Source organism: Tissierella sp. QWL-11, from assembly GCF_058683765.1.
The window spans coordinates 1,296,579-1,308,511 of record NZ_CM178750.1 but is presented as its reverse complement, the minus strand read 5'-3'; the positions used below and the strand labels follow the sequence as shown (position 1 = coordinate 1,308,511).

The window sequence follows — 11,933 nt, the reverse complement described above, 5'->3', positions numbered from 1 at the left end:
ATATTCAGCTATATTTCAATTAAATCTACATATTTGCCAATTTGCAAAAATAATAATACTTACATCTACAAGTAATAAATTACATTAAATATTGACATATGTCTGTAATTTAGTATAATTTATCTAATAATAAGACTTTAAGAGGTGATTATATGGCAAGACCTAGAAAATTGAGAAGAGTATGTTTTTTACCTGAAAAAGATGAATATGGTCCAATAAACTCTCAAGTGGAAAATAGAGAAATAATTATGATGACTGTAGATGAATATGAGACTATTCGCCTTATAGATCTGGAAGAGATGACACAAGAACAATGTGCTGACAAGATGAATGTAGCTAGAACTACTGTACAAAGGATTTATAATGATGCTAGAAAAAAAATAGCAAAATCATTAGTAAACGGACAAGTTCTTAAAATTGAGGGTGGAGATTTTAAACTCTGTAGTGAAGGTGGTCCTAATTATGGATGTGGAAAATGTAAAAGAATGAGAAAAGTAAAAAATGAGCCTATTTAATTTAGTAAATAGGCTCATTTTAATTAAATATTATTCATCAAAAGCTTCTTTGACTGTCCACTCTTTCCAAACATTTCCTACAAGATCTGTACCTGGCTTTAAAGTAGTCTTTCCTGGTTTCCAACCTGAAGGAGTAACTTCTTTTCCGCCTGTTTTTCTTACTAATTGGAAAGCCTTGATTTGTCTTACAGTTTCAGATACATTTCTTCCTACTGGAGGTGTAAGCACTTCAAATCCTTGAACTATTCCATCTGGATCTATTATAAATCTACCTCTAGTTTCTACACCAGCCTCTTCATCGTATATTCCATACATTTTACCAATACTTCCATCTTGATCTGATAACATTGGATATGGTATATCTTTTCCTACCATTTTAGATAATTCATTATCATTCCATATTTTATGAACAAATACAGAGTCTACACTTACAGATAAAACTTCAACATCTAAATCTTGTAATTCAGGATATTTTTCAGCAACTGCTGAGACTTCAGTAGCTCAGACAAAAGTGAAGTCGCCTGGATAGAAACATAATAACACCCATTTACCCTTATAATCCTCTAAACTTACCTCAGTGAATTCACCTTTATGAAAAGCTGATGCTGTGAAATTTGGTGCTGGTTTTCCAACTTTAATCATTTTCATCTGTTCCCCCTTTTTGATATTTTCTTCATTTAAATTTAATTTTTCATCTAAGCTATTATTAGGCTTTGTCCTAGAACAGCTTATCCCTGATTCTTTAGCCATAAAATCCTCCTTTAATATCTCTTGTAAGATAACTTGACATTACACATTACATATACCACAAATTTAAGTTTCAAAACAAATATTCCCAATAAAATATTTTGTCATAAATTCACTCCTCATAAATAAAAAAATGATAGCAAAGCTAAATTTGCTATCATTTTTTATTTATGTTTTATAATCCTAATAAATTATCAATACTACTTTTATCAAATCCGATTACAATATCTCCCTCTATATCTAATACAGGAACTCCTTGCTGCCCTGATTTCTCAACCATCTCTACAGCTCTATCATAATCTTTCCCTACATCATATGACTCATAATTTACATTTTTAGAGTCTAAATAATCCTTTACCTTTGTACACCATGGACATGTAGATGTAGAATAAACTATAACTTTCTTCACTTTAACTCCTCCTAATTTTATCTGAATTTAAACTATTATTGTAACTAATATACCCCATAAAAAAATTATAAATCTTAATCCTAGAAAAATCCTATTCAATAATAAATAATGGCAAAATTAGTCTATACCTTTTGGTATCCACTCATTCACTATATCCTCATTATTTTCAACAAATTCTTTTGCAACATCTTCTGGATCTTTTCCATTTTGAATTTCCAGCATTACCGAAGAAAGTTGCTCCGTAGTAAGACTATAGTTTTCTAAAAAAGCTGCCACTTCAGGAAGATCTTCTCTTATTGTGGGTTTTCCCATGCTCTTTATATATTCACCTGTTCCCATTATTTTATCAGGATCTTCTAAAAATTTCAGATCCCATTCAGCCCATTTCCAGTGTGGCTTCCAGCCTGTAACTACAATCCACTCTTCTTTTTTAATTGCACGAGATAATTCTGCAGTCATGGCCGGACCCCCACTTTCTTCTAGTGTCCAATTGTCTAAACCATAATGTGGCATTAGTTTATCTTCTGTTACTACCATTTGAGCGGCTCCTGGATCAATACCTACTATTCTTCCATCAAATTTATCTTTATGGTCTTTAAGCTCTGCTATACTATCTATTTCTACATATTCTGGAACTACAAGTCCAATTTGAGCTGATAGATAATTGTTGTTTAATTCTACTATTTCATCTTTATACTTCTCCCAGTAATTTGTATCTGTATCTGGAAGCCACGAACACACAAAACCATCTATCTTTCCAGTTGCAGTTGACTGATACATAAGTCCTGTTTGAAGTAGGGGAATTTCTACTTCATAGCCCACCTTTTCTTCTAATACTTCTTTTACAATATAGGTAGATGCTTCTGCTGATGCCCACTGTACATATCCTATTTTTACCGTACCTTTTGACTCTTGATTTCTATCCTCTTGAGATATAGGTGGCTCAAGCATAGCACAACCTGAAGCAAATATTAATATTGTAATAATTACTAATAAAAATTTACTATTTTTGATAACAAATCACTCCATATTTTAATTTATATTTCTATTTAAATCTACACTTCCAGTTATTCTATCTAATATTACTGCAAGAATTACTACCCCGAGTCCTGCCTCAAATCCAACTCCTATCTCAAGTCTTTGAATTCCAGTTAAAACTTGGCTACCTAAGCCTTCTGCTCCTATCATTGATGCAATTACAACCATAGATAGAGCTAACATTATGGATTGATTTACCCCTGCCATTATAGAAGGTAAAGCCATTGGCAATTTAATCTTATATAACATCTGAATTCCGTTTAATCCAAAGCTATGACCAACTTCTTCCAATTCATCTGGTACTTGATTAAGTCCCAATTTTGTAAGCCTAATTGCAGGTGGCATAGAAAATATCACTGTAGATATAATACCTGGTACTTCCCCTGTTCCAAACAATAGTGCTGCTGGTATTAAATATACAAAAGGAGGCATAGTCTGCATAAAATCCAATATAGGAGTAATTATTCTATCTAATTTCTTATATCTACTAATTAAGATTCCTATAGGTAATCCTATTGCTAAGGAAATAATAGCCGATACTAAAACCAATACAAAAGTTTGAATAAAATATATCCATATTCCTATATAAAAAACTAATACTAAACTTCCAAATGTAAATAAAGCTACCTTCCAATCGGCAAGCACATATGCCAATACTGCTAAGATAATTACAAATACTAAAGGTGGTAGGGAAAGCAAAAGTGTCTGTGTCCCTCCCATAAATCCTTCTATAATATCTGTAATTCCTTCAAAAAATGCTCCATAATTCTCTTGTAAAAAATTTACAAACTGTTCTATAACTGATCCTATTGGTATAAGATTCATAATTAACACCTCCATTTATGATAAATTTGATAATACTGTTCCCTTAACTATTATTCCCTTTAGATATCCATCTTCAACCACAGGTAGTGGAGTATCCATTTGAGCTATGTCTTCAAATATTTCATTTAAAGTAGTATCTGGGCTAACAGTTTTAGTTTCTTTAATAATCTTTGATAACTCTTTATTTCCTTCTTCTATTGTTTTATTTACATCTTCTATTGTGACTAGACCTTTAAGCTTTCTCTTTTTTCCAACTATAAAAATACTTGAGATCCCATTTTTATTCATCTTATATCTAGCTGTATTTGGCCCATCATTGTCATAGACAAGTTCTAATGGATTAACCATTATTTCTCTAGCTGAAAGTATTTGAGATCTATTTACATTTTTAACAAATTCCTCTACATATTCATTTTTAGAATTAGTCAATATCTCCTCTGGCGTACCAAATTGTACTACTTCTCCATCTTTCATTATTGCTATATTATCTCCTAATCGGAGAGCCTCATCTAAATCGTGAGTAATAAATATTATTGTTTTATCTAATTCATCATATATTTCAAGAAGTAAATCCTGCATATCTTTTTTAATTAAAGGATCAAGTGCAGAAAAGGGCTCGTCCATTAAAAGTATATCTGGATCTATAGAAAGAGCTCTAGCTAAACCAACTCTTTGTTGCATCCCTCCACTTAATTCATCAGGGTATTTATCTTCCCAACCTTCTAAACCTACTTTTTTAAGTGATGATTTAGCTTTTTGCTCCATTTCTTCTTTTGATATATCATATACTTCTAAACCAAAATAAGTATTTTCTAGTACTGTTCTAAATGGAAAGAGTGCAAAATTTTGAAATACCATTCCGAACTTTCTTTTTCTTAATTCTCTTAGTTCCTTTATATCTAATTTAACTATATCTTTTCCATCTATAATTACTTCTCCAGCTGTAGGTTTTATAAGTCTATTTATACATCTAAGCAAAGTAGATTTTCCACTACCCGACAATCCCATCATTACAAATATTTCATTGTCACTAATTTTCAGACTTACATCATTTACTCCTACTGTCATTCCTGTTTTTTCTAGTATTTCCTCTTTGGTTTTTCCATCTTTCAAAAGCTTGAGTGCTCTTTTTTCATTTTCACCAAAAATTTTCACTACATTTTTTACTTCAATACTTGACATCTGTCAAAGCCTCCAATTTAATTTTTATTAAGTTTCAAATCTCAATATAATTCCAAACAACAAATAAACACTAATATATTAGAGTTTTTCAAAGCATCTAATACATTTAGTGTTTTCTATTTGTGTTAATTATTAAGATGTCCTTTATTTAACCATATATAACGGTATCATATATCTAAAAGTGAATCAAATACAGAGCCCTAAATATTTTTACCATAATTTGTCTTATACTTCATATTACAATGGATCTAGATTTCTTAAATTAATTTTATTTTTAAAATGAATTCACTCAAACAAATTCTGTATAATTCCTAAATTTAGTTGATTAAAATCTTCAATTACTAAATCTGCTTGTGCAAGATCCTGGTCTCCTGAACCTTTGCTTTTAAATCCTATGCATTTCATCCTAGCGGCTTTTGCAGCTATTACTCCATTTTTTGAATCCTCTATTACTAAACATTCTTCAGGTTTAACATTTAATTTATCAGCAACCGTTAAAAATATCTCTGGATCAGGCTTTCCATTTTCCACCTCTTCACCACTTATAATAAAGTCAAAATATTTATCTAATTTAAAAGTTTTTACTATTACATTTACTGCCATTTTATTATTTGAAGAAGCTAAGCCAATTTTATATCCTTTATTGTAAACTTCTAACATAAAATTTAAAAAATTAGGTATAAGTTCTAGATTTGAAATATTCTTTATAAATCTGTTTCTTTTCATTTCAATCATTTCTTCTACTGAGGGTTTCAAGTTAAATTGTTTCTTGAAAGTATGCCACATGTTAAAATCTGTACTACCTACAAATCTTTCATGCTCTTTTTTATCTATATTTCCACCTAATTCTTTAAGCAATTCTCTTTCTAGCTTGAAATGTAAAGGTTCGCTATCTACGATGACACCATCCATATCGAATATTATAGCCTTCAAATTTATCACTCCCAAATATTTAGTATATAAAATATATACTACTATAAAAAATAAGTCAATTAGATTTATATATATAAATCTAATTGACAAGTCATAAATATCAATAGAAACTCTCAACTCTTATATATATTTATTCCTATAATATATTTGATTTAATAGCATTTAGAGACAATACAATTATATCGCTTAAAAATATTTTATATTAAATTTAAAATATATAACTAAGTTTCACTTTAAATTTATTTTCTCAAAAATTCTAATATAAAAGTTTTATATTAAAAAAGCAAAACAAAATCAACTAACAATAAAAAGAACCAAAACAATTCTAGTTTGTCAATGATTAATTATTTTTATCAACAATTAGATGTAGCGGACATACTATATAATGTAACACGATAAATATATTATTCAAGAAAGGGTGTATAAAATTATGGCTAATTGTAAAGAACGTGCTGTTGGGAATCCAACAAACGAATGTATCAGAGTACCAAAGGTGTACGATTGGGTAACCTTGAATGTAGATGAAATTAAAAATGTTACAATTCCCGATGCAGAACTGGTAGTAATCAATGCGGCTATTGCAGCAGGGAACCTGTTAGATGTCGTAGTAACAATTGATCCTGCTACAGATATAGATGTTAATGTATTTAATGTAACGCGAAAAATTGTAGATATCGATGGAGTTGATACCTCAATAGGTTGTGCACAAATTTTAAAAACTGTGAATCTGAATATATCCGTATTCGATTTAGGTACACCGGCAGCTCCTATTATCACTCCAACTCTTCTAGTATCATTTGGTAGCACATTACAGTTTTTTCAAAGAGCTGGAGTATGTTTCCCAGATGAATTTACAACAGACAACATTATCACTCACATTCAGAGTGCTGAAGCTCTTCCCTTGACATCTTTCCCAGTAGATGGACAATTCATATTTCAAATTTTGGTATGCCAAGATTTACAGGTGGAAACTGAGGTTAAACTTGAAGTGCTAGGTAGATTCTGTACTCCAAGGGATAATTATATTGATTGTGACTCTGGATTGGATTGCAAGGGTACCACATTCCCAAAACAATGTCCTAATGTTTATCCAGGGAGTTAATTATCTCCATGGGAAGATTAACATCTTCCCATGATCTACATACAATATAATAAAAAATATCTATAAGGTGGTGTTTAATATGATTATTTCTCTTTACATTGCAGCTATACTCATGTTAATATTTATTGGAGTTGTACTATTCGAGGAGTATACTTTACTGCAGCATTATAAAAAAACAGAAAAAGATTTTAATCACTTGAATTCTCAAATAAAAGAATTAAGAGATGGAATAACTCAGCCAGTACAAAATAATACTATAAATAATCATAATAATAGTATTCCAAATCAAAAGTATGATCTATCTTCCCCAAAAATTATACTGGACAATAAGATCTATTCTCAACAAGAATTTTTTAAAGAGATTAATGGTGGGAAATTTCAAATGAGTTGTATGCTACAATCAAAATTAGATAGAAAAAATAAAAATGAAATTAATCCATAATCTATTGTAAGTTTGAATAATTGACATTGATATATAAAATCAATTTAAAACAAGGTTTTATATATACTAATAATTGAATAAAGAAGTATCCATAAGATACCAAAGATAAAAACATTTATAACTGAATTTACATCAACAATTGTAAATTTAATATTATTAGAAAAAAACAACTAAAATAGTAACAAGTAAATATAATCCAAGTGAGAAATAAGTATCTAATTAATCAAAGATTAAATCAATTATTTCATTTATATCTGCCTCAATTGATCTTTAAATTATTTCACATATATATATATGATACTCTATACTATTCAATCTTCTAAAAGGGGTTATATTTTTTATTCTATAAATTCAATTCTTCTAAAATTTCATTTGCCCTTTCAAAGGTTGATTTCTCAACTAGTATCTCTGTTGGATAAAATGATATTCCACTGGCAATTCTCATGTATCCTCCTGATCCCCTATCTTTTATTATAAATGGAATCTTATTTTCTTCTAAAATAGATTTCACAGTTATAAATTTATATTGTTCTTGAGTACTTCTCAATAAAACTAATTCTATATCATCCCTATTTGTATTTTTATCTCTATTCCAAAACACAAGACCACCTCTTTCCTATTTATATATAAATATACCCTAAATTTTAGATAATAAATTTATATGCGACATATTAATTCTATTATAAATACTAATCTTAAAGATTCCTTAATATAATTATTATAGACAAATATACAATCACACCCCTGCCATAATTTAGCGATTTAAATCACCACATTATATTGTTAACTATCTGAATATACTAAATTGCTATTGATTTTATCTCGCTATGGTGGTAAAATGTTAAAAATGGTTAAAGATAATTTTATTTATCTACTTAAAAGGAGGATGTAAAATGAAAAAAAAGCTTTTAGTTTTAATCAGCTTGCTTTTAGTAACAGCTATCATATTTACTGGTTGTGTACCAGGATCTAATGATGATGCTAATACAGGCAACGAAACAGAGGCACCAGATAATAATGATTCTGGAAACTCTGGAGAAAAGATTTTAAAAACAAACAATGCAAGTGAACCTGGCTCACTAGATCCTGCACTTGCTCAAGGAACTCATGAGTCTTGGGTATTAAATCATACCTTTGAAGGTCTTATGAAACTTGATGAAGATGGAAAAATAGCTCCAGGTATGGCCGAAAAATATGAGTTAAGTGATGATGATTTAACTTATACTTTCACATTAAAAGATAATGTAAAATGGTCAAACGGAGACCCTGTAACTGCTCATGACTTTGAATATTCTTGGAAAAGAGCTTTAAATCCAGAGTTAGCTGCGGATTATGCTTTCCAACTTTTCTATATTAAAGGTGCAGAAGCTTATAATGCTGTTGAAAAACCAGGAAAATATACAGACCCTGAAGATGATACAAAAGAAATTATCAAAGAAATATTACCTGGTGAATTAGATGGACTAGATACTACAGGCAAAAGTGAAGAGGAAATAAATGAAATGGTTTATCAAAACCGTTTAGAAAAAGCCTTAGAAAATGTAGGTATCAAGGCCCTAGACAATACAACTTTAGAAATAACTTTAGAAACTCCTACAGGATACTTCTTGGAGTTAACAGCATTCTACACTTATTTCCCAGTAAATAAAAATGTAGTAGAAGGAAATGCTGATTGGGCTAAAAATGCTGATACTCATGTATCTAATGGACCTTTTAGTTTAACTGAATGGAGTCATGACGCAAATATTAAGATAAGAAAAAATGATAATTATTATGATAAAGATAAAGTTAATCTTGACGGTATCGACTTTACTATAATAGAAGATGCAAATACTACTTGGCAAGGATATGAAGGTGGAGATTATGACTTCTTAGTAGAGCTTCCACAAGCTGTTACTGCACAAATGCTAGAAGAAGAGAATCCTGAACTTCAAATTGGTAAAATGGTAGGAACTTATTATTATAATATTAATCCTAATGTAAAACCCTTTAACAATGTTAAAGTTAGAAAAGGATTATCAATGACTCTAGATCGTGAAACTATCACTTCTAAAATTGCACAAGGTGGTCAAATCCCAGCTGAAGGTGTAGTTCCATTTGGTATAATGGATGAAACTGAATCTGAATATAGAGATAAAGTAGGACAATTGGTAGAATATAATGTTGAAGAAGGTAAAAAATTATTTGAAGAAGGCCTAGCTGAAGAAGGAATGACTAAAGAAGATTTAAAAGACTTAGTTATACTTTACAATACTAGTGAAAGTCATAAGAAAATTGCACAAGCTGCTCAAGAAATGTGGAGAAGAAACTTGGGTGTTGAACTACAACTTGAAAATGTAGACTTCCAGGTAAAACTTGATAGAGAAAAAGCTGCTGACTATGATATTTCTCGTGCTGGTTGGGTTGGAGATTATGTAGACCCTATGACATTTGTTGACTTATGGTGGAGCGAATCTAGTTTTAATGATGCAAACTACAACAATCCTAAGTATGATGAACTAGTTCTTAAGGCTAAATCTACTGCTGATCAGGAAGTTAGATTTGCAGCTATGAGAGAAGCTGAACAAATGATAATGGAAGATATGCCTGTTATTCCAATATATTTCTATACTCAACCTTATGCACAAAAATCTTATGTAACTGGAGTGTATAAGCCATTAGTGAATTACCCTAAATTAACTTATGCAGATATAGAAAAATAAAAAAGATGATTAGCTTTAATAAAGTAGGGCAGGTATATCTGTCCTACTTATTTTGGATATTACCCAGAGAAAATCGTCGACTTTATCTTCGGTTTTCTTTTTAATTTAAAGAAAGGAGAATTTATATGAAAAAATACCTTTTTAAAAGACTAATTATGTCTTTAATTACTATTTGGGCTGTTATCACTATCACATTTTTCTTGATGCATTCTATACCTGGCAATCCATTTAATCAAGAAGGAAAAATGCCACCTGCAGTATATGAAAATCTTCAAAGAAAATATGGACTTGATAAACCTAAATCTGAACAATATGTAATATATCTCAAAAACTTACTTAAAGGTGATTTTGGAGATTCTATGAAATCAAAAGTTGAAACTGTAAATGATATGATAAAAAGAGGTTTCCCTGTTTCAGCCTATATTGGTGCAGAAGCTCTACTTATCGCTCTACTTATTGGACCTGCCCTTGGAGCTATGGCAGCCCTTTATCAAAATAAGTTTCCAGACTATCTGTCAATGATGATTGCAATTATAGGTATCTCTGTTCCAAGTTTTATCATGGGTACATTTTTGATTCAATTTGTGGCGAAAAATGTAAGCTGGATTCCAATAGGAGGATGGGGAACTTTCAAGCATACTTTACTCCCTGCCCTATCATTATCTCTAATGCCACTTGCATATACTGCTAGACTTATGAGATCTTCTATGCTAGAAGTTTTAGGACAAGATTACATAAAGACTGCTAAATCTAAAGGTATAAAAAGATCAGCTGTTATATTAAAGCATGCCGTTCGAAATGCAATTTTACCTATTATATCTGTTCTTGGTACACTTATATCAAATCTTCTTGCAGGTAGCTTTGTAGTTGAAAAAATATTTGGTATCCCTGGACTTGGTTCCTTCTTTGTAAAATCTATTGTTAGTAGGGATTACACACTTATAATGGGAACTACTATCTTTTATTCTATAATATTAATTGCAATGTTATTTTTAGTAGACATCGCCTATATCTTTATAGATCCAAGAATTAAACTTACTAAGGAGGGAAGATAATCATGGATGACATGAAAAAACTAAATCCTGAGATGTTTCAGCCTGTAGTCAGAGAAGAAGATAGTGCTGAAAGAATTAGGCGCCCAAGCATAAAATATTGGCCAGATGTTTGGAGAAGATTAAAGCAAAATAAGTTAGCCATGACAGGACTTGTTATTATAACTATAATGATTATATTATCCTGGTTGGGGCCTTTATTAAATAAATATACTTACTTTGAACAAAATTATGATTTAATAAATCAACATCCAAATATTGGAGAAGGCTTTAGTATAGAAGAATTAAGAAGTGTTCATTGGTTCGGCACTGACGAACTAGGTAGAGACTTATTTACAAGAGTTTGGTATGGAGCTAGATACTCCCTTGCTATAGGTCTTTTAGCAACTTTAATAGTCTTCACTGTCGGAGTACTATATGGTGGTATCTCTGGTATGGCTAGTGGTAGAGTTGACTCTATTATGATGCGTATCGCTGAGATTATATACTCTATCCCCTACTTACTTGTTGTAATACTCTTATCAGTAGTCTTTTCAACTGTAGGTTCTGGAACTAGTATGTTTGTCTTAGTACTTGCCCTAAGTCTTACTTCTTGGGTCCCTATGGCAATTTTAGTTCGTGGCCAAGTTTTACAATTAAAGGAAGCCGAATACTCCCTTGCTAGTGAATCCTTAGGAGCTTCAAGTGGTTGGATACTACGAAAACATATTATCCCAAATACATTAGGTCCTATACTTGTAAATGTTACTCTTGCAATACCTAGAGCAATATTTTCAGAAGCCACATTAAGCTTTTTAGGACTGGGACTTCAAGCTCCTAGATCTAGTTTAGGTACTTTAGCAAATGAAGGATTAGCAGGAATGGCCGTAGGTAATTTTTATCAAATACTAATCCCTGCCCTATTTATCTCTCTTATAATGTTTTCATTTAATGTATTGGGAGATGGGCTTAGAGACGCACTTGATCCAAGGCTTAGAAAATAGAAG

Annotated in this window: 13 protein-coding genes; 6 read left to right on the top strand and 7 right to left on the bottom strand. The window is 30.7% G+C overall.

Annotation, left to right across the window (positions count from 1 at the left end; all coding sequences use genetic code 11):
* The first annotated feature begins 152 nt into the window (after positions 1 to 152).
* The gene (locus tag AC4PG3_RS06180) at positions 153 to 515 is read left to right on the top strand and encodes a DUF134 domain-containing protein (RefSeq protein WP_492198175.1); all 363 of its coding nucleotides are present in this window, start codon (positions 153 to 155) and stop codon (positions 513 to 515) included.
* A 30-nt stretch (positions 516 to 545) separates the two neighbouring features.
* Here the strand turns inward: AC4PG3_RS06180 and prxU are convergent, their stop codons facing one another.
* From prxU to AC4PG3_RS06150, 6 genes are all read right to left on the bottom strand, one after another.
* Positions 546 to 1,157 carry a thioredoxin-dependent peroxiredoxin gene (gene prxU, locus AC4PG3_RS06175; protein WP_492198207.1) on the bottom strand — a complete coding sequence of 204 codons (612 nt, stop codon included), beginning with the start codon at positions 1,155 to 1,157 and terminating at the stop codon, positions 546 to 548.
* Positions 1,158 to 1,437: 280 nt separating this feature from the next.
* Positions 1,438 to 1,671, bottom strand: a complete 234-nt coding sequence (locus tag AC4PG3_RS06170; protein WP_492198174.1) for a glutaredoxin family protein — start codon at positions 1,669 to 1,671, stop codon at positions 1,438 to 1,440.
* Positions 1,672 to 1,788: 117 nt separating this feature from the next.
* Entirely contained in the window at positions 1,789 to 2,622 is an 834-nt protein-coding gene (locus tag AC4PG3_RS06165; RefSeq protein WP_492198173.1) for a glycine betaine ABC transporter substrate-binding protein, read from the bottom strand.
* 81 nt (positions 2,623 to 2,703) lie between these two features.
* Positions 2,704 to 3,534: an ABC transporter permease gene (locus AC4PG3_RS06160; RefSeq protein ID WP_492198172.1), complete on the bottom strand. Its 831-nt coding sequence runs from the start codon at positions 3,532 to 3,534 to the stop codon at positions 2,704 to 2,706.
* 15 nt (positions 3,535 to 3,549) lie between these two features.
* Positions 3,550 to 4,716 carry a quaternary amine ABC transporter ATP-binding protein gene (locus AC4PG3_RS06155; protein WP_492198171.1) on the bottom strand — a complete coding sequence of 389 codons (1,167 nt, stop codon included), beginning with the start codon at positions 4,714 to 4,716 and terminating at the stop codon, positions 3,550 to 3,552.
* Between the two features lie 285 nt (positions 4,717 to 5,001).
* Positions 5,002 to 5,649, bottom strand: a complete 648-nt coding sequence (locus tag AC4PG3_RS06150) for an HAD family hydrolase (RefSeq protein ID WP_492198170.1) — start codon at positions 5,647 to 5,649, stop codon at positions 5,002 to 5,004.
* Between the two features lie 430 nt (positions 5,650 to 6,079).
* Between AC4PG3_RS06150 and AC4PG3_RS06145 the strand changes: the two genes are divergently transcribed.
* Together AC4PG3_RS06145 and AC4PG3_RS06140 are read left to right on the top strand one after the other, a co-directional pair.
* Entirely contained in the window at positions 6,080 to 6,751 is a 672-nt protein-coding gene (locus AC4PG3_RS06145; protein WP_492198169.1) for a BMQ_0737 family morphogenetic spore coat protein, read from the top strand.
* A gap of 79 nt (positions 6,752 to 6,830) precedes the next feature.
* On the top strand, positions 6,831 to 7,193 hold the full coding sequence (locus tag AC4PG3_RS06140; protein WP_492198168.1) for a hypothetical protein: 363 nt from the start codon (positions 6,831 to 6,833) through the stop codon (positions 7,191 to 7,193).
* 343 nt (positions 7,194 to 7,536) lie between these two features.
* Here AC4PG3_RS06140 and AC4PG3_RS06135 read toward each other — a convergent pair whose 3' ends face one another.
* Positions 7,537 to 7,794: a putative signal transducing protein gene (locus AC4PG3_RS06135; protein ID WP_492198167.1), complete on the bottom strand. Its 258-nt coding sequence runs from the start codon at positions 7,792 to 7,794 to the stop codon at positions 7,537 to 7,539.
* Between the two features lie 292 nt (positions 7,795 to 8,086).
* Here AC4PG3_RS06135 and AC4PG3_RS06130 point away from each other — a divergent pair, with 292 nt between their 5' ends.
* The 3 genes from AC4PG3_RS06130 to AC4PG3_RS06120 all read left to right on the top strand — a co-directional run bounded on the left by AC4PG3_RS06130 (position 8,087) and on the right by AC4PG3_RS06120 (position 11,930).
* Positions 8,087 to 9,895, top strand: coding sequence for a peptide ABC transporter substrate-binding protein (locus AC4PG3_RS06130; protein ID WP_492198166.1), 1,809 nt, complete (start codon positions 8,087 to 8,089; stop codon positions 9,893 to 9,895).
* 125 nt (positions 9,896 to 10,020) lie between these two features.
* Positions 10,021 to 10,950, top strand: coding sequence for an ABC transporter permease (locus AC4PG3_RS06125; protein ID WP_492198165.1), 930 nt, complete (start codon positions 10,021 to 10,023; stop codon positions 10,948 to 10,950).
* A gap of 2 nt (positions 10,951 to 10,952) precedes the next feature.
* Complete coding sequence (locus AC4PG3_RS06120) at positions 10,953 to 11,930, top strand: ABC transporter permease (protein WP_492198164.1); 978 nt, start codon at positions 10,953 to 10,955, stop codon at positions 11,928 to 11,930.
* Positions 11,931 to 11,933: the final 3 nt, after the last annotated feature.

What these genes read in the sequence shown, in the direction of transcription:
- AC4PG3_RS06180 (WP_492198175.1), top strand. Translation starts at nt 153, where the DNA reads ATGGCAAGACCTAGAAAATTGAGAAGAGTATGTTTTTTACCTGAAAAA.
- AC4PG3_RS06165 (WP_492198173.1), bottom strand. Translation starts at nt 2,622, where the DNA reads ATGCTTGAGCCACCTATATCTCAAGAGGATAGAAATCAAGAGTCAAAA.
- AC4PG3_RS06160 (WP_492198172.1), bottom strand. Translation starts at nt 3,534, where the DNA reads ATGAATCTTATACCAATAGGATCAGTTATAGAACAGTTTGTAAATTTT.
- AC4PG3_RS06155 (WP_492198171.1), bottom strand. Translation starts at nt 4,716, where the DNA reads ATGTCAAGTATTGAAGTAAAAAATGTAGTGAAAATTTTTGGTGAAAAT.
- AC4PG3_RS06145 (WP_492198169.1), top strand. Translation starts at nt 6,080, where the DNA reads ATGGCTAATTGTAAAGAACGTGCTGTTGGGAATCCAACAAACGAATGT.
- AC4PG3_RS06140 (WP_492198168.1), top strand. Translation starts at nt 6,831, where the DNA reads ATGATTATTTCTCTTTACATTGCAGCTATACTCATGTTAATATTTATT.
- AC4PG3_RS06130 (WP_492198166.1), top strand. Translation starts at nt 8,087, where the DNA reads ATGAAAAAAAAGCTTTTAGTTTTAATCAGCTTGCTTTTAGTAACAGCT.
- AC4PG3_RS06125 (WP_492198165.1), top strand. Translation starts at nt 10,021, where the DNA reads ATGAAAAAATACCTTTTTAAAAGACTAATTATGTCTTTAATTACTATT.
- AC4PG3_RS06120 (WP_492198164.1), top strand. Translation starts at nt 10,953, where the DNA reads ATGGATGACATGAAAAAACTAAATCCTGAGATGTTTCAGCCTGTAGTC.